15 protein-coding genes are annotated in these 21,715 nt (G+C 41.9%); 10 read left to right on the top strand and 5 right to left on the bottom strand.

The annotated features are described in order from the left end of the window. Positions 1-103 precede the first annotated feature (103 nt). Positions 104-2,785 (bottom strand): SusC/RagA family TonB-linked outer membrane protein, encoded by a 2,682-nt coding sequence (locus FC093_RS17755; protein ID WP_137263148.1) that lies wholly within the window; start codon positions 2,783-2,785, stop codon positions 104-106. 648 nt (positions 2,786-3,433) lie between these two features. Here FC093_RS17755 and FC093_RS17750 point away from each other — a divergent pair. Next, positions 3,434-4,924, top strand: a complete 1,491-nt coding sequence (locus FC093_RS17750; RefSeq protein WP_137263147.1) for a lipopolysaccharide biosynthesis protein — start codon at positions 3,434-3,436, stop codon at positions 4,922-4,924. Positions 4,925-4,964: 40 nt separating this feature from the next. Further along, positions 4,965-6,227: a NupC/NupG family nucleoside CNT transporter gene (locus FC093_RS17745; protein WP_137263146.1), complete on the top strand. Its 1,263-nt coding sequence runs from the start codon at positions 4,965-4,967 to the stop codon at positions 6,225-6,227. Positions 6,228-6,657: 430 nt separating this feature from the next. Here the strand turns inward: FC093_RS17745 and FC093_RS17740 are convergent, their stop codons facing one another. The 3 genes from FC093_RS17740 to FC093_RS23835 form a co-directional block, all read right to left on the bottom strand. Beyond that, entirely contained in the window at positions 6,658-8,868 is a 2,211-nt protein-coding gene (locus tag FC093_RS17740) for a TonB-dependent receptor (protein ID WP_137263145.1), read from the bottom strand. A gap of 125 nt (positions 8,869-8,993) precedes the next feature. Then, on the bottom strand, positions 8,994-9,980 hold the full coding sequence (locus FC093_RS17735) for a pyruvate dehydrogenase complex E1 component subunit beta (protein WP_137263144.1): 987 nt from the start codon (positions 9,978-9,980) through the stop codon (positions 8,994-8,996). Positions 9,981-10,210: 230 nt separating this feature from the next. After that, positions 10,211-10,357 (bottom strand): hypothetical protein, encoded by a 147-nt coding sequence (locus FC093_RS23835; protein WP_170971144.1) that lies wholly within the window; start codon positions 10,355-10,357, stop codon positions 10,211-10,213. Positions 10,358-10,487: 130 nt separating this feature from the next. On the opposite strand from FC093_RS23835, the gene FC093_RS17730 reads away from it, so the two are divergent. From FC093_RS17730 to FC093_RS17710, 5 genes are all read left to right on the top strand, one after another. Then, the gene (locus FC093_RS17730) at positions 10,488-11,963 is read left to right on the top strand and encodes a Gfo/Idh/MocA family protein (protein WP_137263143.1); all 1,476 of its coding nucleotides are present in this window, start codon (positions 10,488-10,490) and stop codon (positions 11,961-11,963) included. Between the two features lie 55 nt (positions 11,964-12,018). After that, a complete protein-coding gene (locus FC093_RS17725; protein ID WP_137263142.1) occupies positions 12,019-12,459 on the top strand; it encodes a c-type cytochrome in 441 nt (146 codons plus the stop codon). 9 nt (positions 12,460-12,468) lie between these two features. Then, complete coding sequence (locus FC093_RS17720) at positions 12,469-13,218, top strand: 3-keto-disaccharide hydrolase (RefSeq protein ID WP_137263141.1); 750 nt, start codon at positions 12,469-12,471, stop codon at positions 13,216-13,218. 482 nt (positions 13,219-13,700) lie between these two features. After that, on the top strand, positions 13,701-15,332 hold the full coding sequence (gene pruA, locus FC093_RS17715; protein ID WP_137263140.1) for an L-glutamate gamma-semialdehyde dehydrogenase: 1,632 nt from the start codon (positions 13,701-13,703) through the stop codon (positions 15,330-15,332). 683 nt (positions 15,333-16,015) lie between these two features. After that, positions 16,016-18,343 (top strand): ATP-dependent helicase, encoded by a 2,328-nt coding sequence (locus tag FC093_RS17710; RefSeq protein WP_137263139.1) that lies wholly within the window; start codon positions 16,016-16,018, stop codon positions 18,341-18,343. A gap of 114 nt (positions 18,344-18,457) precedes the next feature. Here FC093_RS17710 and FC093_RS17705 read toward each other — a convergent pair whose 3' ends face one another. Next, entirely contained in the window at positions 18,458-18,781 is a 324-nt protein-coding gene (locus tag FC093_RS17705; RefSeq protein ID WP_137263138.1) for a hypothetical protein, read from the bottom strand. A 103-nt stretch (positions 18,782-18,884) separates the two neighbouring features. On the opposite strand from FC093_RS17705, the gene FC093_RS17700 reads away from it, so the two are divergent. The 3 genes from FC093_RS17700 (at position 18,885) to gndA (ending at position 21,612) form a co-directional block, all read left to right on the top strand. After that, a complete protein-coding gene (locus tag FC093_RS17700; RefSeq protein ID WP_137263137.1) occupies positions 18,885-19,454 on the top strand; it encodes an RNA polymerase sigma factor in 570 nt (189 codons plus the stop codon). Positions 19,455-19,459: 5 nt separating this feature from the next. Next, entirely contained in the window at positions 19,460-19,810 is a 351-nt protein-coding gene (locus tag FC093_RS17695; protein ID WP_137263136.1) for a hypothetical protein, read from the top strand. 350 nt (positions 19,811-20,160) lie between these two features. Beyond that, a complete protein-coding gene (gndA, locus tag FC093_RS17690) occupies positions 20,161-21,612 on the top strand; it encodes an NADP-dependent phosphogluconate dehydrogenase (RefSeq protein WP_137263135.1) in 1,452 nt (483 codons plus the stop codon). Positions 21,613-21,715 lie beyond the last annotated feature (103 nt).

Raw genomic sequence — 21,715 nt, 5'->3', positions numbered from 1 at the left:
CTTTTGATTGTTGTTTGAGTAATTGCTTTAATTGCTGAGGTGTTTCTTTTACCCTAATTCCTTTTGCCTTTGCCATATGGCAAAATATTATAAATTAGACTATTTATGAAATATAACCGGTATAATAGCCATCATCATCAACTACCGGTTGACCATTCTTATACACAAAATTGTAGCCTCTTAATGTACCGTAGGGCTGCCCAAGGGTAGCGTTTACTGTTACCTCGCTCTGAGACTGCCCAATCAGCAGGTTGTTAGATGTGTCAAATAGTGATATAACCTTATTACGGTTTTTGGACCAGTTTAGGTTAACAGACCAGGAGAAGTCTTTGGTTCTTACCGGCGTTGCATTCAAAGATACTTCCACACCCTGGTTGCGAATGCTACCCGCATTTACATATTCGTAATTATAACCCGTAGCTGTTGACACCTGCACCGGTAAAATCTGATCCACTGATTTAGTGTTGTAATAGGAAACATCAAAACCTAAACGGTTGTTGAACATGGATGCTTCCAATCCTACCTCATAGCTCTTGGAGAGTTCTGGTTTAAGATCTGCGTTGTTCCGCGTATTAGCTACTGATGCTAACGTATGGGTACCAAAAGGACTTGGAATAGTATAGGTATTGATTACGCTTAGTGCAGGGGCATTGTTACCTACTTCGGCATAGTTTGCTCTTAGTTTTCCATAGTTGATCCATTTAAGACCGGGTAGTAACTTGGAGAAAACAAAACCACCGGAAACAGATGGATAGTAATACGTATTATTACTTTCAGGTAAAGAAGAAGCCCTGTCTCTCCGTAAGGTGGCATCCAATACCAGCATTTCTTTATAGGTGAGGGTAGCACCTGCAAAAACACCATCTACTTCCAGCAGGCTTTGCGTTTCTATGGGAGGGCTCAGCGGGTTTACAGAATTGGAAAGTGCATAAAAGTGAGGAATTACAATACCGCCATTTGTTTTAGCAAGATTGGATGCATCTTGTGTGCGGCGGATGTTGCCACCCAATAATGCTTTTAGATTTAAATCCTGGTTTAGATTCTTATCGAAGTTAATCAGCAAGTCGTAGTTGTATTCTCTGAAAGAATGATTATACTTGGCATAGCCGGATGGTTCGCCCACTGTCTCCTGGGTGCTTTGCCCTGCTATAAACGCCGGTGTACTACCCACAGCTATACGTTCTTCCTGCATTTCGTCGTAAGAGTCGAGTGCTACACGACCCAATACATTCAGCCAGTCAGTAATTTTATAATTAAGACTTACATTGCCATAGGTGCGGTAGCGTTGGTCATTTTCATAGTTTTCATACCTGTTCCAGTACTGATTGTCCCAATAGGCAGGACGATTGCCATTCACCGGATCGGAAGGATCGAGCCAATTCCAGGTGGTATTTTGTTTTGTTCTGAAATAAGCATCTTTTTGTTCCAATATGTCCACATTGGTTTCCCACCATTGCCTGAAGTTCGTCATCGGGTTCTTAGGGTCGTAGCCGGTTCCATACCTGCCTAATCCATCAATCTTTGAGAAATTGACAGATGCTGCGGCAGTAAGGTTTTTAGTTACCTTATAACTGGCGCTAAAATTCAGCAGGTCTTTGTTGATTTTGCTGTTGGGTAAAATGCCTTTATCATTGGTCCTGGTATAACCGAGTGTAAAGCCAGCTTTATCATCACCACCTTCGATAAACACGCTGTTATTGAGCGATACGGCAGTCTCCAAAAAGCTGTAGGGAGTATGAGCGGCGGCAACCCATGGACGAGGCTTGCCATAATAAGGCGATGTTTTATCAAAAAATGCATCCCAATGATATACCTGTAAATTAGGGTCGAATTTTGCACCCCAGGAGGCATCCTGACCAGTAGGTACTACAAGGTCAGGATGTCCATCACCGTTTACATCAAAATAATGAAAATTACCATCCGGCGATCCGTATTCATTTGCCGAGCCATAACCTGAGCCATATTGATTCTGGTACTCAGGGAAAGTAGCCTTATCTGCTTTACCTATGGTTACGCCCGAATTTACACTAATGCCTAAGCCCTTTCTTCCTTTTTTGGTAGTAATCAAAATAACTCCATTGGCAGCGCGGGAGCCATACAAAGCAGTAGCAGCGGCGCCCTTCAGCACCGTGATGGATTCAATATCATCCGGGTTGATATCGGCAGCAGCACTACCATAATCGAAACCGCCACGACCCCCTATTTGATTAAGGGTATTCGTATTTGAATTGTCGAACGGCATACCATCTACTACGAAGAGTGCCTGGTTACTTTGTGTAAACGATTTGTACCCGCGCAGCACTATATTAGTAGAGCCACCCATGGTATTAGTTTGCCTTATTTCTAAACCGGCTACTTTACCCGACATGGAACTTATTACGTTATTGTTCCTTGTCCGGGTTACTTCTTCGCTGCCTATTTGTTGCGCGGCATAGGGGAGCTGATTTTTACTTCTGCGAATGCCCAGCGCAGTTACTACTACTTCGTTTATCTGGCCTGCAGTTCGCGTAAGCATTACATTGAGTGTGGTTTCGTTGCCAATGGTTAGCTCGGCTGGTGCAAAGTTTACGGAGGAAAAGACGAGCACTTCGCCGGGCACAGCAGCAATACTAAAGTTGCCTTGCGCATCGGCAGATGTTCCCCTTTTAGTGCCTTTTACTACTACCGATGCGCCCTCTACCGGCTCGTTGTTTTGGTCGGTTACCTTGCCGCTAATCGTTCTTTGCTGGGCATGTGCTATTGCAAAGCAAAGCAACGCCAGCAGCAGCATTACATTTTTTCTCATTTACTTGTTTTTAAATTACTAATGAATGTGTGTAAAACTTATACACAAGCCGGGCAAGACGGGAAGCATTTTCTCATGCACACGGCATTAACATTGGTTTGACACCGCAAACTGGTAAGATGTTGATGAGCGGGAAACGATAAAAAACCGAGAGCTGAAAAATACAGTTTGAAGCATGAAAAAGTGGTGTTTAAGTGAAAATATAACACACGGATGGGCGCGAGGATTTTAATATAGGAGGTTAGATGTGAAAAGGTTGTATGTTATTATTGGCTATGCAAAAACGGTGTATTCCAAATTTTCACAGCATCTGTTTTTACCTGATGCTGCAAATGCTGCCAACTAACCTTATTCCCTTATTGCTGCTGAAGGATCATAAGCCTGCCTGCTGGCAGCTTACAACTGTATCTTCATAAGGTATGCGCTAATGAAGTGTCTGAAATGCACACTTGCAAGACTAAGGTGAGCTAAGAAAGGCAGAGGTGAAAACCAGTTCCACAACTTTAAACATTAAACTTCGTACAGCAGAGTGATAGTGATCACAGCGGTATTCATCAAACAAAGCAGTTTTCTTAAAATTCCATCAGCTTATTCATAAGTAATAATAGAATACTACTTTTACCCGCTAAAGCAATACACCACGCTGTAATGGGTATCATTCGCAAGCAAAGCATTTACTCGTCCATTTTCTCCTATCTCGGTTTTGTTGTGGGCGCGGTAAACAAACTGCTAATTTTCCCCCTCTTCTTTTCTACCACCGAAATAGGTTTAACCACTGTTGCGGTTGACCTTGGATTGGTGTTTGCTTCGCTGGCTACTTTTGGCAGCAATTCGGTAACGGCTAAATTTTTTCCTTTTTATAAAGCTTATCTGCCTAAGAAAAAGAATGATTTACCGGCGCTTACACTATTCACCTGTATTGGCGGTTGCATTATTATTACACTGGCACTGGTAGTTTTCAAAGGCTTTATCATCCGGAAGTTTGGGCAAAACTCAGCCATGTTTGTAACGCATTACCACTTGTTGTACCCGCTGGTAGTTACCATTGCACTGTTTTTGTTGTTTGAAGCTTTTGCCTGGAGCATTCAAAAAACCGTCATCTCCAATTTTCTGCGTGAAGTATTGTTTCGCGTGGTAGTGCTGGTTTTATTGCTGCTGTATATTTATAAAGTTATTCCACTCGAAACTTTTTTTACTTTATACTCTTACATCTATCTGCCTTCGGTTGTTGCGCTATTAATTTATCTTATCAGCACCGGCAATTTCCCTATCAATTTTTCTATAAGTAATGTTACCAGACGGATGCACAAAAGGATAGCATCGTATGGTGCACTTATTTTTTCAGGCTCCATGCTCAATGTTATTTCACGCACCATTGATGTTATTTTCTTAGCCAGCCAGAGTGCCGGCGGTTTAAGCGATGCCAATGTATTTTCGTACGGCTCGTACATGATAAGTATTATGGATGTACCGCAACGCAGCATTGTTGCCATTGCCACGCCTATTATTTCGCAGGCATGGAAAGACAAAAACACGCAACAGATACATGAGATCTATCAAAAAACATCGCTCAACTTGTTGATAGTGGGCTTTTTTATCTGGGGTGTTATTTTTTTAAACATGCACAATGCCATTAAATATCTGGGCAGTGCATACGCGCCCATGCAGTGGATATTCATCGTAATGGGTGTTGCCAAACTCATTGATTTAGGCACCGGCGCCAACTCACAAATTTTATTATTATCCAAATACTGGCGGCTCGATTTTATAACCAATATGTTATTTGTAGCCATGGCACTACCGCTCAACTATACCCTCATTCATAAGTATGGCATTTATGGTCCGGCGTATGCCAATTTGATCGCGCTCACGGTGTTCAATAGTGTTCGCCTTTTTTATATCTGGAAGTTATTTAGGCTGCAACCTTTTACCAAACATACATTCTATGCTATTTTGATTGCCATAATATGCGTTAGTATCGTACATTTTGTTCCCATTATACCCAATTTATACTTAGATATTCTCCTTCGCACTACCATTTTCGTATTGCTTTTTGCAACCAGTATTTTATATTTCAATATATCGGAAGATCTTACCGCGCTCTTTCAGCACACGTTACAACGGTTTAAAAAGAAATAACAATTACCTTCATCGCTTATAAAAATTTTGCACAAACTGCATGGAACGCTTCCAGGGGCTCATAGGCATAGCTTTGATTTTAGGTATCGCTTTTTTATTCTCCAACAACCGCAGGCGCATCAATTACCGGCTGGTGTTGAGTGGTATAGCTTTGCAAATTGCAATAGCAGTTTTGGTGTTTAAAGTACAGCCGGTAGCCGCTTTCTTTCAATGGCTGGGGCGTGGTATGCAGTTAATAGAAGGGTTTGCCTTTAAAGGTGCTGCTTTTGTGTATGGCGGTATCGGCGTACCCAAAACGGGTGGCGGCATTATGGATTATGCAGCGGGCGGATTTGTATTTGCATTCAACGTTACGGCTACTATTATTTTGGTGTGCGCGCTGGTGGCCATTTTTTATCATTATGGCATCATGCAGCGTATTGTGGCACTTATTGCCAGGGCTATGAATTTCATTATGCGCGTAAGCGGCGCCGAAGCATTGAGCAATGTGGCAAGTGCATTTGTAGGCCAGGTAGAAGCGCAGGTAATGATTCGTCCTTACCTGCAAGGCATGACCAACAGCGAACTGCTGGCAAGTATGAGCGGCAGCCTCGCTTGTATAGCCGGTGGCATATTGGTAGTGTATGCTAATATGGGCGCTGCCGCAGGCTTAGATCTTGCGCCAAAGCTCATTACCGCCAGCCTCATGGCGGCGCCGGGCGCGTTGGTTATATCAAAAATTGTGTTTCCCGAAACAGAAGAAAGCCAGACGTTTGGTAAAGTAAAGCTGGAAGTAAAAAGTAATTATACCAATGTAATTGATGCCATTTCGCATGGTGCCGGCGATGGCTTTAAAATAGCTATGAATGTGATTGCCATGCTTATTGGTTTTATTGCCATTATTGCCTGCTTAGATTATATTTTGGTAAGAACCGGGCATATCTTTAATCCTCATTTTGACCTCACGCTGGATTATATTTTTGGGAAAATATTTTATCCGTTTGCGTGGGCTATGGGCGTGCCGCAGCAGGATATCAGCAGCGCTGCAACATTGCTTGGGCAAAAATTAACTATCAATGAATTTGTGGCTTTTAAAAGTTTGACTGACAAAAACGTGCCGGTGCTTACACAAAAAGGTCTGCTGATTATCTCTATTGCAATATGCGGCTTTGCCAATTTCAGCAGCGTAGGAATGCAAATTGGCGGCATTGGCGAGCTGGCGCCGGAGCGCAGAAGAGACTTGGCCAGGCTTGGACTGAAAGCTTTGCTGTGCGGTACGCTGGCAAGCTATCTCAGTGCTACCATTGCCGGTATATTGATGTAGCGTTGCAAATAAAATTGCAGTTAATGGTGGGGTAGGATCATCAACAGTTATTTGCTTATAAATACTCGTCCACACTATTTATACTTTTTCGCGAACTCATAAAGTGAACGATAAAACAGACTATCAAAAATACAATCAGGTACAACATACACTCGTCTTTTTAATCAATAACAGTGCTCTTAAAGAAAAATTTATGCCAAGAGTAAAGTCATTTGCCTTACTTGACCTTATAAATTGTAAAATGTTTAAAACTGTTTTTTAAAAAATTAAAGCGAACAGTTATATTATTGTTGTAGTATTTATCGTTGGTGTGTTCTTACCGGCAAACATTTTTGTTTACCCGATTTCACTTTTTTCTCCTCAATGCATCGTTTATTATTGTTGCATATTGCACGCTTCTTTACCTCCAATACGTTGCTACATTTTTAAACTAAAATAAGACTTGCACACCAGCAAAGAAATTACGTTTTGGTGCAGGATTGTAATACCTCTTTCCAAACGCATTAATATCATTGCCAAGACTATAAGCTTCGTTTAATAAATTATCTCCGCCAATAAAAATATTGTATTGAAAGTAATGGTTGGATACACGGTGATGATACCCGATTTTGCACTGCAATAAATGGTACGCATCAGCAAAAGCATCATTGGCATCGGTAAGCGGAATGGAAGAAGTGTTGTTCAAAATAACATTAGCATAAAAGCCCGGCTTGCTCTCTATTTCCACTGTTGAAACATTGATGTTGCGCGGCACGCCGGTTATCCGGTTGCCACTATAATCTGCATCGGCTACCATATACGAGGTAAATGTATAAGGCTGAAAACTATAACTATTACTTACTGCAAGCGAATTGATAAAATGTGTTTCATTCTTAATAACCCAAGCACGCATCCACACTTCTATGCCTTGTTGCCGCGTGCTGCCGGCATTTACATAATACTCCGGATTTACATCGGTGCTGCGCCTTACAATGGCATTGCGTAAGCGAAAAGAATACGCAGAAGCATCAAACTGCAGTCTGTTTTGTAGTAAGTTTCCTTTTATACCCAATTCAAAATTCCAGCCGTATTCCGGTTGCAAACTATCGTTGAAAGTGCCGTTGCTGGGATGCAGTTCCTGAAGGCTGGGTGGCGAAAAACCTTTTGCAGCTACGGCATAGACATTCACATCGCCAACAACTTTATACAACAAGCTGATGCGCGGTGCGGCGAGGTTGCTTGTTTTACTTTTTACAAAAGTATTTTGCAGCGAATCGGTGAGCCGTTTATATTTAATGATTTGCTGGTTGCTGCTGATGCCGGCCTGCGCTGTAAACCGCTCTGTCCATTGCAAATTTATTTGTGTAAAAAAACTTTGTTGCGTAGCATACAATTCGTCTTTAAACTGCACGGCTGCTTTTACACCTTCGTTGTTATCATAATCATCAATATGCGAATGATTGTAGAGCAATTCTGCTCCTGCCAGCCATTTAAAACGGATGTTTTTTGTTTCGGTATGGTAAGTAAAAACAGTTCGCCCGCCGCTATTCCATTCATCCCGCAATTCATAATTGGTGGTGAATGGATTTTTGAATGATGTATGATTAGCTGTAAGTGTTGTGGTGTTATCAAAGTGCCTGTTGATGGTAGATGCAAGGCTGGCGCCCGCAAAAATTGTTTTGTTATACACGGCTGCTTTTTGCAATATTGCTTTCGGATAAGCTGTCGTATCGGTACCTAATTGTGATGCCGTGAGCCCGCCCGGTGTTTGATAATACAGGTCGGAATAAAAGGATATAAAAGAGAGCTTTTCTTTATCAGAAATCTGCCAGCTACCATCCCATTTTATCATATCGCGGCGCATAGCGGAATGTTCCCTGTAACCGTCACTTTGCAGGTGTGTTTGTTGTATGCTTGTTTTGAAGTTTTTACCGTTATGCATCCAGGCAGCTTGTTCGTTTAATAGGCCGTAAGAAGCGCCGCTGACGCTTGCTTTATACGTATTAGTTTTGGGGGTAAAATAATTACCCGAATGCAGGATAACTGCGCCACCGGTATTCGCTCCATACAAGCTGCTCGCCGGGCCTTTAATAATTTCGAGCGATTGTATCTGGCTAATATCTACCAACTGCAAATAGGTGTTGCCACCCGCATCGGTAAGCGGAATATCGTTCCAATACACTTTTACATTACGTACCCCAAAAGGCGAGCGCAGCAAGCTGCCGCGGACAGATAAACGATAGCTGCCGGGTGAACGTTCTTCCATTCTTACACCTGGTACTGTGTTGAGCACCGGCACCAGCGAAACATTGTTGAGCAGTTGTAGTTGCTGCGGCGTTACAACGGCTATTGCTGCGGGCGCATCCTGCCAGCTGCTTTGCAAATTGAAAGCAGTTACCGTAACACTATCCAATGTACGACTGGCAAGCGAAAAGGCAGTTACAGTGGTGTCTTCGTGTACTGTTGCCGTATCTTTTTGCTGTGCGATGCTCCAGTTGTAAAAAGGAAAGAAAAGAACAACAAATAAAAGCTTTTGAAAAAACATATAATAAAAGTGCAGTTGCAATTTATTGAGAAGAAATAAAGGACAAAAGATGAGCCAGTTGAAGATTCTCTCACAGATAGCACCAATATGCACAGATGAAAAATTAATATTCTTCAAATAGCTGTGTTTATCTGTGAGAACTGATAAATCTACACACAATTATTTAAAACTAAAAATCCCTAAGCAAGCCTACTTACTCAAGGATTATTTTTCAAATTCCCCTTCAGGGGCAGGAGCTTTATTTATTTTTTCATATACATTACTTCTTTCACCAGCTTTACCGTGCGTGTCACGTCTGGTAAATAGGCTGCTGCCAGGTTAGGTGCATAATGCATTGGCGCATCAGCGGCTGTTATACGGCGGATAGGCGCATCTAAATAATCGAAACCTTCTTTTTGTATGCGGTAAGCAATTTCGCTCGATACGGAACACATTGGCCACTGCTCTTCTACAATCACCAGCCGATTGGTTTTTTGCACACTTTGTAAAATAGTGAACCAATCCAGCGGGCGAATGGTACGCAGGTCAATTACTTCGGCGCTTACGCCTTCTTTTTCCAGTTCGCCAGCAGCGCCCATAGCCACTTTTACCATCTTATTGTACGAAACAATGGTTACATCTTTACCCGGGCGTTTTATATCGGCTTTACCCAGTTCTATATAATATTCTTCTTCCGGCACTTCACTTTTATCGCCATACATTACTTCACTTTCCATAAACATCACCGGGTCTTCTTCGTAGCGGATAGCTTGTTTCATTAACCCTTTGGCATCATACCCATTGGACGGAGAAACCACTTTAATGCCCGGAATATTAGCTAAATAACTTTCATAAGCAGTAGAGTGTTGCGCACCCAATTGTCCGGCACTGCCGTTGGGTCCGCGAAAAACAATCGGGCAACCCAATTGCCCGCCGCTCATCGCCAGCATTTTAGAAGCAGTGTTAATAATCTGGTCGAGCGCCAGCACAGCAAAGTTCCAGGTCATAAACTCTACTATCGGGCGCAAGCCATTTTGCGCAGCACCCACACCAATGCCAGCAAAACCTAACTCCGTAATCGGCGTGTCTATCACGCGTTTGGGGCCAAACTCGGCAAGCATGCCCTGGCTTACTTTATAAGCACCGTTATATTCAGCCACTTCTTCCCCCATCAAAAAAACGCGGCTGTCGCGGCGCATTTCCTCACTCATGGCCTCACGAAGCGCTTCACGAAAAGCAATTTGTCGCATAAGTATTATTGATTAATCATTGCAAAAAAGCCGGGCAAAAATAGAGTATTCTTATTTATAAAAGTCATGTATAAAAGTCATGTATAAAAAGTCAGTGGCGATTTCAAGTCCACGTTTTTAAATTGGTATTATTTAAAGATGCAATTGTGAGTTATAGGTAAAATGCCTTACTGCCTTAATAATAAGTTGCATAAAGTATAATTCTAATTTTATTACCTTATTTTTTAGACTTATAAATGAGCTAATAAAGTCTTAAATAGTTGTTGATCGTTCTTTTTACTAAGGTAATAAGGTGGAGCAGCAATGAAGATACCCGCAATAAATACATTGCCATCCATCAGGTAAATCAGTTTTTTATCGGCATACATCATTATCAAAAATTCCTCAATCGTTCTTTATTATTCACTTTTATTTTCAACAGCATAAAAAATTGTTTCTTTTGTATATAGCAAATGTGTTTTACTTTCATCGCCTGAATAACATCTTTAAAACTTCTAACGAACGATAATGCAAAACAACCGCGACGAACAAAACAAAACAGACAACTCCCGCCGTAATTTTATTCGCAATGGTGCTACTGCATTGGCTGGCTTGTACATAGTGCCACGCCATGTGCTGGGCGGCAGTGGTTTTATTGCCCCTAGTGATAAGCTGAATATTGCAGGCATTGGCGTGGGTGGCAAAGGTTTCGATGACATCAGCCATTTTCATGCAGGTGGCAAAGCCAATATTGCCTACTTGTGCGATGTAGATGACCGGCAGGCCGCGGATGCTGTTAAAAAATTTCCGCAGGCAAAATACTATAAAGACTTCCGCGAAATGTTTGACAAAGAAGCTAAAAACATTGATGCGGTGTCGGTATCCACACCCGACCATACCCATGCTGTAGCAGCTATGGCAGCTATGCAACTGGGCAAAGGCGTATATGTGCAAAAACCAATGGCACACGACATTTATGAAGTGCGCATGCTTACCCAAGCTGCTAAAAAATACAAAGTAGTAACACAGATGGGCAATCAGGGTGCCTCGGGTGATGGCGTGCGGCAACTGGTAGATTGGTACAAAGCCGGAGTAATAGGCGATGTAACCGAAGTATGGGTATGGACCGATCGTCCCGTATGGCCACAAGGCATTCCCTGGCCTTCGGAAAAACCACCTGTACCTGCAGGTCTTAACTGGGAGTTGTGGCAGGGCACCGCACCGCGCAAAGATTATATAGATAACCTGATTCCTTTTAACTGGCGTGGCTGGTGGGATTACGGTACCGGCGCGCTTGGTGATATGGGTTGCCATTTGATTGCGCCTCCATTCCAGGTACTGGATTTAGGTTATCCCGAGAGCGCTGAGTGTAGTGTAGCCAAGCGTTATATTACCAACTGGACGCCAGGCTATTTCCCCGATAGCGGTCCCACCGCATCTCATATCACACTTGCTTTTAAAGGTAAAAAGCCAGGGCAAACTATCAAACTGCACTGGATGGATGGTGGCATTCAACCAACAAGACCGGAAGAACTCGGTTCAAATGAAACGATGGGCGATGGCGGCAACGGTGTTATTTTTATAGGTACAAAAGGTAAAATGATGTGCGGTACTTATGGCATTAATCCGCAACTGCTGCCTACTTCCAAAACAAAGGAAACAAAAGTGCCGCAAACGATAGCCCGTGTAAAAGATCAGGAAAACGGACATTACTGGCGTTGGGTAGAAGCGTGTATGGCAGGCTACGGCAGCAAGGAAGCCAATGAACTAAGTTCCCGTTTTGATCTGGCAGGACCGCTCACCGAATCGGTATTGATGGGCAATCTGGCTATTCGCAGCTATGATATACGTAAGCCAATAAGTGGTAAAAGTGATGAATATGACTATCCGGGACGCAACATAAAACTGTTGTGGGACGGCGAGAATATGAAGATTACTAACTTTGAGGCTGCTAACCAGTTTGTTAAACGCGACTACGCAGGCAACTGGAGCCTCGGTATTTAGAAGGGTATATTCTTTGATAAACTAAATTTGACAAATTAAAATAAAATTTAACAAAGTGAAAAAGTACATTTTTACAATTGCGATGGTAAGCCTGCTGGCTGCCTGCGGCGGAAACGCGAATGACACTAATAATGATACTGCAGCTAGCGGCAATACTTCTGCTGAAGCAAATGCCGGCAGTGCAGACATCAGCCAGAATCCTGACTACCAAAAAGGACTGGACCTGATTGGTTCGTCAGACTGTCTTACCTGCCATAAAGTAAATGAGAAACTGGTAGGTCCATCCTATCAGGATGTAGCTAATAAGTATGCAGGTGTGGATACCGCTGTTACTTACTTAGCGCATAGAATTATACATGGTGTAAACCCTGCTGCCGGTGACAAAAGTGACTGGGCTGATGTAACAAACAATGCTGCAATGACGCCACACCCACAGGTTTCGCAAGCCGATGCCGAGCAAATGGTGAAATACATTCTTTTACTTAAAAACCAATAGTTGTACATAATGAAACAACTACTTTTTGCTGCCGCTGCCATGCTTGCCTTTGCAGCCTGCAACAGCGCCAACGATCAAAACAATGCAACAGACAGTACGGCTATGAACGGCGACAGCACTACCGCAAATGCTCCTATATCGGACACGGCATGGGCACCTTTGTTTGATGGTAAAACGCTGAATGGTTGGCACAGCTATGGCAAAACTACGTCGGGCAGCGATTGGGGCATAGACAGTAATGCCATTCATCTGAAACCTGCTGGTCAGGGAGGTGGTGGAGATCTAATAAGTAATGATCAATACGGCGATTTTGACCTAAAGCTGCAATGGAAAATTTCGAAAAGCGGCAACAGCGGTATTTTGTTTTATGTGCAGGAAGATACTGCAAAATATAAAGAAACCTACTTTACTGGCCCCGAAATGCAGGTACTGGATAATAATGGGCATCCGGATGCAAAAATTGTTAAGCATCGCGCCGGCGATCTGTACGACCTAATCACCAGCAAGCCTGAAACAGTAAAACCTGCCGGCGAGTGGAATGATGTGGAAATAAGGAGTGTGGACAGCACTATTACTTTTTGGCTTAATGGTACTGAGGTGCTTACTACCAAACTATGGGACGATAACTGGAAAAAGATGGTTGCCAATAGCAAATTTAAGCAATGGCCAGACTTTGGCACTTTTACCAACGGACACATTGCTTTGCAGGACCACGGCAACGAAGTATGGTTCCGCAATATTGAAATCAAACGGTTATAGTAATTGTTTTGGTTGAATAAAAGCTGTTGAAATGAGATATTTTCAACAGCTTTTTTGTTTTATAGCTTGTTTATTTTTATAGTAAGCCCGGCTTGAATGATGATAAGTTTTGCAGCATCGTAAGCCTGTTTTAAGAGCGTACAACCCTTAATTTGCCTCTTGGCTCGCCTTGTTGCAAATCCTTTTTTCTTGCATTTTATACCATTTCAAGGTAGATAGTCCGGTTAATCAGTAGAGATAAATTTGTTGCATACTCTTATTAATCCACACAACTTAATTTAAAAAATGGTATTATACCCCAAATTGCAGGTATTATTAGGATATTCAAATATATCTAAACTGTATTTTATTGGTATTATCCGCTGGCATACAGCTTAACAAGAGCCTGTTTAAATAAGGTATTGCTTTTCAGCCGTAATAAAAAGCAGCTTTCTTAATCATTATTATACAACTACTTTTGCAGTTATTAAATGTAAATAATAATGAACTTAGGATATTTCAATTATCCAATGCCAGCTAATGAACCAGTGTTGCAATATGCTCCCGGCTCACCCGAAAAAACGGAAATTAAAAAAGCATTGGCAGCATTGAAAGCACAGGAAGCAGACATACCCATGTATATTGGCGGCGAAGAAGTAAGAACCGGCAAAAAAATTGCCATTCACCCACCACACGAAATACAGCATACGCTTGGTTATTTTCACGAAGGAACGGCGGAACATGTACACGCGGCTATAGAAGCTGCCATGCAGGCAAAGGAAGCCTGGGCAAATATGCCCTGGGAAGAACGGGCGCATATTTTTTTGAAAGCTGCCGATTTGATAAGTGGCAAATACCGCGCTTATATGAATGGCACTACCATGCTGGGACAAAGCAAAAATATATATCAGGCAGAGATTGACAGTGTATGCGAACTGGCGGATTTTCTGCGTTTTAATGTGCATTTTTTAAGTGAGATATACAAGCAGCAACCACTCAACGCACCTGGCGTGCACAACCGCACCGAGTGGCGGCCGCTGGAAGGGTTTGTACTTGCTGTTACGCCGTTCAATTTTGCGGCTATTGGCGGCAATTTGCCTACAGCCCCCGCTATGTGCGGCAACACCGTTATATGGAAGCCGGCGCATACACAAATCTTTAGCGCGCAAATGTTCATGCGCATTTTGATAGAAGCGGGTTTACCTGCCGGCGTTATCAACCTTATTTATGTAGATGGACCAATAATGGGCGACATTTGCTTTAGTCATCCTGACTTTGCGGGCATACATTTCACTGGTTCAACGGGTGTATTTAATAAAATGTGGAAGACGATTGGTGAAGACACCGGTAAGTACAAAAGTTACCCGCGCATAGTAGGTGAAACCGGTGGTAAGGACTTTGTGCTCATTCATAAAAGTGCCGATGTGGACGTAGCTGCTACGGCGCTGGCGCGTGGTGCCTTTGAGTTTCAGGGGCAAAAATGTTCGGCTGCCTCGCGGGCTTACCTGCCATCCAATATTGCAGATGCTATTAAAGAGAGATTGGTAGCGCAAATAAAAACGATGAAAATGGGTACGGTAGAAGATTTTACCAACTTTATTAATGCAGTAATAGATGAGCGCAGCTTTGATAAAATAAGTAAATACATTGATGCCGCTAAAAACAATCCGGATGTAACGATTATCGCTGGCGGCAACCACGACAAATCAAAAGGTTATTTTATTGAGCCTACCGTAATTGAAACCAAAGACCCGCGCTATGTAAGTATGTGCGAAGAAATATTTGGACCAGTGCTTTCTATATATGTGTATGATGCCGAAAAATTTGAAGAAACAATAGAACTGGTAAATACTACTTCGCCGTATGCGCTTACCGGTGCGGTAATAGCGCAGGACAGAAATGTAATTGCACTGGCTACTGAAAAACTACGCAATGCCGCAGGCAACTTTTACATCAACGATAAACCCACTGGCGCAGTGGTTGGCCAACAGCCATTTGGCGGTGCCCGTGCCAGTGGCACCAACGATAAAGCCGGCAGCCAGCTTAATCTCTATCGCTGGTTAAGTGCAAGGTCTATTAAAGAAACGTTCGTTCCGCCTGTAAATTATCAGTATCCTTTTATGCAGGAAGCATAATTCTTATTCTACTTTTTTATACAAAAAGCTCCAAGCTATTTGGGGCTTTTTTGTTGTGTGCTTTTATAAGAGCAATAAAGGAATAAAAAGTTGAAAGAACAGGTTGGTATAATGGTTTTTCAGGATTGTTCTTAAAAAAACCTTCAAACAGAATTCAAATATTAAACCAGCATAGAAAAGCATTTAAATGCTCCTTATAATCAGTTTATATAGTGTCGGGAAATAAAAGAGCAACTTACATTTACACTGTGTTTAATTTTTTGTTAGGTAAATGATTTTTAGGTGTTTTTTCATAGGTTAGCACGGCCGCTGTTTCTACAGTGGCTTTTTTGTTTCTGGAATATTGAATCACGATGTTTTCTGGTATTCTGCTGATAAAACTGATGGAATAAATCTCTGCGCAACTCTGCGCATAAACTCCTGTTCCGCTGCGGTAAAAAACGTACTCGCATAAAAGCTCCATCCATATTCTTCAGTTGCAGTGTGCGACGCCTCTGTAGCTCAATACTTATTCCGCAGCTCACTCCCATAAAAAAGCATATAACACCGCAAGGTGTTTTCAAATCTTACACCATTTAGCATCAAAATAAGTGCATTATTAAAGTATAAAAAGCCGCAAAATTGTTGCTCCATGTGTACTATTCCTTTCAACACACCAACCCGCTCCTTACCTTTGTTCTCTTATGCAAAACATTGAAGATTTACTGAAGGGATTGAATGAGCCACAACGCGAAGCGGTAACACATGTAAACGGCCCGCTGATGATTGTTGCCGGTGCAGGCAGCGGCAAAACCAAAGTGCTTACTACACGCATTGCCTGGCTGATGGGCAAGCACAACGTAGATGCTTTTAATATACTCGCACTCACTTTTACCAATAAGGCTGCTGCCGAAATGAAGGAACGCATCGGGCGCATGTTGGGCAGTAACGAAGCACGCAATTTATATGTCGGCACTTTTCACAGTGTGTTTGCGCGCATATTGCGCAGTGAGGCAGAAAAAATCGGTTATCCGCGCAGCTTTACCATTTATGATACCGACGATAGCCGCTCGGTGTTGAAGACGGTGATTAATGAGTTGAATTTAGATGATAAACACTATAAGCCTAATGTTGTGCACAACCGGATTTCGGCTGCTAAAAATGCACTGGTTGGTCCGGCAGAATATGCCACCGATTACTATTTGCAGCAGGAAGATGCACGTACCAACCGTCCTGCTATTGGCATGATATACAAAGCATACGCAGCGCGATGTTTCAAAAATGGCGCGATGGATTTTGATGATTTATTGCTGAAGATGTATGAGTTGCTCAGCACCATTCCCGAAGTGTTGCACAAATACCAGCATAAGTTTAAATACATATTGATAGATGAATACCAGGATACCAATCCGGTGCAATATCAAATAAGCAAACTGCTGGCTGCCGTGCACGAGAACATTTGTGTGGTGGGCGATGATGCACAAAGTATTTACAGTTTTCGTGGTGCAACGATAGAAAATATTTTACAGTTCCAGAAGGATTATGATGATGTAAAAGTGGTAAAACTGGAGCAAAATTATCGCAGCAGTCAAAGTATTTTGAATGTAGCAAATGAGGTTATCAAAAACAATAAAGGGCAGATACCAAAAGTACTGTGGACCGATAATAAAGAAGGCGAAAAGATAAAGCTTGTGCGCACCATGACCGATAATGATGAAGGTAAATTTGTAGCCGACAGTATTCAGGAACAACGGCTACGCAATCATTACCGCAACGCTGATTTTGCCATTCTCTATCGCACCAATGCACAAAGCCGCGCCTTTGAAGAAAGCCTGCGAAAAATGGGTATTCCGTACCGTATTTATGGTGGTATTTCTTTTTACCAGAGAAAAGAAATTAAAGATTTTCTGGCTTACCTGCGAGTGATTGTAAATACTAAAGATGAAGAAGCATTAAAGCGTATTATTAACTATCCGGTGCGCGGTATTGGTAAAACAACCATTGAGAAAACAGTTATTTATGCTAATGAAAACAACATCAGCATGTTTGATGCACTGGAGCAGGCACCGGCGTTTGGCATTAAGGGAGGCACGCTCGAAGTGATACAGAATTTCATAACGATGATTAAGTATTTCCGAAGCCTATTGCAAAATAATGATGCTTATAGCGTAGCCCAGCAAATTGGAAAACATACCGGTATTGTAAAAGAATTATTCAACGATAAAACCACAGAAGGATTAGCACGATATGAAAACATCCAGGAGTTGCTCAACTCTATTAAAGAATGGACCGAAAGCCCTGCTAATGAAGAAGGCGAAGTAGGTGATAAAGGGCTGGGCGCTTACCTGCAACAAATTACATTGCTTACTGATGCAGATGACGATAAAGAAAATGCAGATGTGGTAAAACTGATGACGATTCATGCGGCTAAAGGATTGGAGTTTGGTTGTGTGTTTGTTGGCGGTATAGAAGAAACACTTTTTCCCAGTGCGATGAGCATTAATACGCGTGAAGAGTTGGAAGAAGAACGAAGATTATTTTATGTGGCAGTTACGCGTGCTAAAGAGCGCCTTTTTTTAACCTACGCCAACAGTCGCTACCGCTTTGGCAATCTGGTACAAAACGAGCCCAGTCGCTTTTTGGATGAACTGCCCGAGTCTTTCTTAGACCGCACTTTTGCCGGTGGTGGCGCACGCAACAGCAGTGGACTAAATAATATGGGAAGTGCATTTCAACGCATGCACCGCGGCATGGGACCAGCACCGGAGCGCAAGTCCGAAGGCAGCAAACCATCCTACATGCCAGTTGCTCCCAAGCAGCAAACAATCAATCATATTCCATCGCCCGATTTTGCGCCGAGCGATACCAGCGGCTTGCAGCCGGGGCAAAAAGTAGAGCACCAGAAGTTTGGCTTTGGCGAAGTGATAAAGATAGAAGGCAGTGCGCACAACCCGGTAGCTACTGTAAAGTTTGAGCATAATGGTGAAAAGAAAATTATGCTTAATTATGCGAAGCTGCGGATTGTGGAGTAGGTGGTAATGTTGATCAGACAACTGAGCTTTAAGTTAGTATACAGATGCGTTGATTGAGAGGTTATCCGGATTGAATAAGATACAGTTGTATCTTATAAAGGATAAAGCCAGATGTTACTTATTTCGTCTGGCTTTACTTTTAGCAATGATATTATAAACAATTAAACCAGCACCCGCAAAGAATATAGCTACCAAAGGACCATATCCGCCAGGTATTTTATCGCCTGCTATCAATCCAAATGCTGCACCACCACCAATAATACCTATTTGTACCCAAAAGTCACTATTTGCGAGGTTAGGGTCCATGCCTTTTTCAATTAATGCCAGCCGTTCTTTACTTTTAGAAGTAATGTAGAGGTACATAATGCCAAAGATGGTTAGCAGTATCAATACAATAAGCAGTAAAAAGAAAGCGGAACTAAGGGATTGTGTATGCATGTTATATGTTTTTACATTTTGACAACAGAATATAAAAAATGGTTACAAAAAAGGATACTTTTATTTTGTAACCACAGCAACGCTATCGTTGTCTAAATAGCAAGTGAATCATACAACCGACGAGATAATCATCCATAAAGTGCTGGCAGGAGACATACCTGCTTACAGCGAATTGGTAAACAGGTATAGCAGTATGGTATTCACATTGGCATATAATATTATTATCAACAGGGAAGATGCGGAAGAAATAGCGCAGGATGTTTTTATAAAAGCGTTTACTTCGCTGCGTTCTTATAAAGAACAATCGAAGTTTGCTACATGGTTGTATCGTATTGTGGTGAATACCGCTTTAAATAAAAAGAAGCTGCGTAAACTTATAACTGCCGATATTACAGCAGCGCTAACGGAAGAAGAATCTGCAGATGTTTATTCTTTACTGCAATATGAAAGAGCAGACATGAAGCAATTTGTACAAAAAGCAGTAAATGTTTTGCCCGATAATGAACGCATTTGTATCACTATGTACTATTTAAACGAATTATCGGTCAATGAAATCAGCGAGCTAACGGGCATAACAATTGCAAACATCAAAGTGCTGTTGCACCGTGGCAGAAAACGGTTGTATACAAAGCTGGATGAGTTGTTGAAAACAGAATTAAATGATTTAAAATAAAGTGTATGCAGGAAGATAAACAACTGAAAGAATTATTGACGAAATGGGCGGTGCAACATCCTTCTGCAGGTTTTACCAGTCAGGTAATGCAACAAGTAACATCGGCTTATACTTCCAATGCAAACACACCGCCGTTATACAAACAAAGATTGCTGAAAATAGTGTTTGGTTTGTTTGTAATAGTTTGCATAGTACTGCTGATATTAAGTTTTACAACACCTGCAACACTCCTGTTTCGGTTTAATGTAAAGTTGCCTGCCAGCTATTTTTCGCAGGGTTTTTCTTTTCTTATTACTTTTTGGATAGTAATGTTTTTAAATTTGATATTAAAAAAATATCCGGTTAAAACAGCGTAATTACTATTAAAACAAATAACGCATTTGCCGATACGTTTTTACTATAAATAGTTATTATTTTATTTTTGCATCTATTGTCGCAAGTCTTCTCGCCCCATTACTGTTTCATTTGTTGCTATTCTGGTGCATGAATACACGTGCAGTACGGAAGGTTATAAAATTTTATTATACATTACTTATTATCCTATATTTAAAAACACTACCCTTATTCCGTGTTATTTTATCTCAGTGACTGGTTCTCTTATATCTTGTATATTGTTTCTCCCTTCCTTGTATCTTGTTTCTTATTAGCTTACTCCTTGTTTCGTGTTTCTTCTATCTTTGCTATCTTAAAATAAACTTAACCAACTATGGGACAAAACATCCAGTACGATTTTGGAATGATTGGTCTTGGTGTAATGGGCAGCAACCTGCTGCTGAATATGGCAGGGCATCAGTTTGCTGTTATTGGATTTGATAAAGATGTACAAAAAGGGCAGGCACTCGAAGCGGCTTCTTCAGATGTGAGCGAAGTGATAAAGGGCGTAAGCACGCTGGAAGAAATGGTACGAAGCCTTAAAAAACCGCGCAAAATGATGATGCTGGTACCCGCCGGCAAAGCGGTGGATAGTGTAATAGAAAGCTTACTTCCGCTGATAGAACAAGGCGATGTGGTAATAGATGGCGGTAACTCGCATTATACCGATACACTCAGGCGTGTTACATACCTTAAGCCCAAAGGCATTCATTTTATGGGCATGGGCATCTCGGGTGGTGAGCATGGTGCCCGTACCGGCCCCAGCATGATGCCCGGCGGCAATATGGAAGCATACAACCAGGTAAAACCGATACTGGAAGCCGTAGCCGCTAAAGTGGATGGCGAGCCTTGCACTGCTTATATGGGCAAAGATGCGGCAGGACATTATGTAAAAATGGTACACAATGGTATTGAATACGCCATGATGCAACTGATAAGTGAAGTGTATGATTTGATGAAGCGCGGACTTGGACTGAATAATGATGAACTGCACGATATATTTGGGCGTTGGAATGGCGGCGAATTGCAATCGTATCTCATAGATATTACTGAAGATATTTTTGTACAAAAAGATGATCAGAAAGAAGACAACAACGTACGGCTTATAGATTTAATACTGGATAAGGCCGGCAGTAAAGGCACTGGCAAGTGGACTTCACAGGACGCGATGGACTTGCCTGTTGCCGTGCCCACTATAGATACGGCTGTTTCTTTCCGCACCATTTCCGGCTATAAAGACGAGCGTGTAGAGGCTGCTAAATTGTATAAAAATGAGATAAAGAAAGTATCACTAGATAAAGACACTTTTATCAATCAGTTGGAAGATGCTTTATACTTTGGCTTTATTATCTGCTATGCGCAAGGCCTGGCAATGCTGTACCAGGCATCCAAGCAATTGGGTATGGATATACCACTGCATGATGTAGTGAAAATCTGGCGCGGTGGCTGTATTATCCGCTCCAAATTGTTAAACGACTTTTACAAAGCATTTAAAGAAAATGATAATGAGCTGCCCAATATTTTATTGGATAAGGGTATTGCAGATATTATAAAAAGCAAAGAAGACAGTATTCGCACAGTTATAAAAGAAGCTATTGATACTAACATTGCCCTTGGCGGATTGACGAGTGCACTGGCTTACTTTGATGCTTATACTACCGAAAATATGCCTACCAACCTCATACAGGCACAACGTGATTATTTTGGTGCACACACGTATCAGCGTATAGACATGCCGGGCGTATTTCATACCGGCTGGATAAGCAAAGAAGAAAAAAGTGTGTAAAAGGTTCAAGGCACAAGGAGCAAGATTCAAGAAAGAAATTTCTTACAATTTAATGCAGTGAATATGGAAACATTATTAGTTCGTGCAGATAGTGAGGAGAAGC

The organism is Ilyomonas limi (assembly GCF_005233845.1).
Classification (GTDB): domain Bacteria; phylum Bacteroidota; class Bacteroidia; order Chitinophagales; family Chitinophagaceae; genus Ilyomonas; species Ilyomonas limi.
Note: the sequence above shows the minus strand (reverse complement) of the source record. Positions and strands in the feature narration are given on the sequence as shown.

What these genes read in the sequence shown, in the direction of transcription:
- FC093_RS17755 (WP_137263148.1), bottom strand. Translation starts at nt 2,785, where the DNA reads ATGAGAAAAAATGTAATGCTGCTGCTGGCGTTGCTTTGCTTTGCAATA.
- FC093_RS17750 (WP_137263147.1), top strand. Translation starts at nt 3,434, where the DNA reads ATGGGTATCATTCGCAAGCAAAGCATTTACTCGTCCATTTTCTCCTAT.
- FC093_RS17745 (WP_137263146.1), top strand. Translation starts at nt 4,965, where the DNA reads ATGGAACGCTTCCAGGGGCTCATAGGCATAGCTTTGATTTTAGGTATC.
- FC093_RS17735 (WP_137263144.1), bottom strand. Translation starts at nt 9,980, where the DNA reads ATGCGACAAATTGCTTTTCGTGAAGCGCTTCGTGAGGCCATGAGTGAG.
- FC093_RS17730 (WP_137263143.1), top strand. Translation starts at nt 10,488, where the DNA reads ATGCAAAACAACCGCGACGAACAAAACAAAACAGACAACTCCCGCCGT.
- FC093_RS17720 (WP_137263141.1), top strand. Translation starts at nt 12,469, where the DNA reads ATGAAACAACTACTTTTTGCTGCCGCTGCCATGCTTGCCTTTGCAGCC.
- pruA (WP_137263140.1), top strand. Translation starts at nt 13,701, where the DNA reads ATGAACTTAGGATATTTCAATTATCCAATGCCAGCTAATGAACCAGTG.
- FC093_RS17710 (WP_137263139.1), top strand. Translation starts at nt 16,016, where the DNA reads ATGCAAAACATTGAAGATTTACTGAAGGGATTGAATGAGCCACAACGC.
- FC093_RS17705 (WP_137263138.1), bottom strand. Translation starts at nt 18,781, where the DNA reads ATGCATACACAATCCCTTAGTTCCGCTTTCTTTTTACTGCTTATTGTA.
- FC093_RS17695 (WP_137263136.1), top strand. Translation starts at nt 19,460, where the DNA reads ATGCAGGAAGATAAACAACTGAAAGAATTATTGACGAAATGGGCGGTG.
- gndA (WP_137263135.1), top strand. Translation starts at nt 20,161, where the DNA reads ATGGGACAAAACATCCAGTACGATTTTGGAATGATTGGTCTTGGTGTA.